Consider the following 546-nt stretch of genomic DNA (forward strand, 5'->3'; position numbering starts at 1 on the left):
CTCCGTCATGGCATCACAACATTGTTCGCCGCGCTGAACATCGCCAACGGCGAGGTGATCGGCGAGTTCCACCGCCGCCACCGCGCGGCCGAGTTCAAGAAATTCCTGATCACCCTCGACAAGCAGGTGCCACCCGGGTTGGACGTGCACCTGATCTGCGACAACTACTCCACGCACAAGGCGCCTGTGGTTGCGAAATGGCTTGCCGCGCATCCGCGTTTCCACATGCACTTCACGCCCACCTACTCCTCCTGGTTGAACCAGGTGGAACGCTGGTTCGGGCTGCTGACCGACAAGAAACTCCGGCGCAGCGCCCACCGGTCGATCCAGGCGCTCGAACGCGACATCCGGGACTGGATCGGTCACTGGAATACCAACCCGAAACCGTTCGCCTGGACCAAGACTGCAGACGAGATACTCGAACGACTCGCCTCATATCTTCATCGAATTCCTGGCGCGGGACACTAGGCGAATCCGCGGATTCCACCAGCCCTCAACACACTGACCAGCATCTCCAGGTCTTCAAGATCTCCAGAACCCTCTAAT

Annotated in this window: 1 protein-coding gene; it reads left to right on the forward strand. The window is 59.7% G+C overall.

Annotated features, from left to right (window positions below):
* Nucleotides 1-468, forward strand: a 468-nt coding sequence (locus tag NV1_RS41700; RefSeq protein ID WP_157117793.1) for an IS630 family transposase, incomplete at its 5' end; no start/stop codon positions are given.
* Nucleotides 469-546 lie beyond the last annotated feature (78 nt).

It is taken from the genome of Nocardia vaccinii NBRC 15922, from assembly GCF_001613305.1.
GTDB classification, from domain to species: domain Bacteria; phylum Actinomycetota; class Actinomycetes; order Mycobacteriales; family Mycobacteriaceae; genus Nocardia; species Nocardia vaccinii.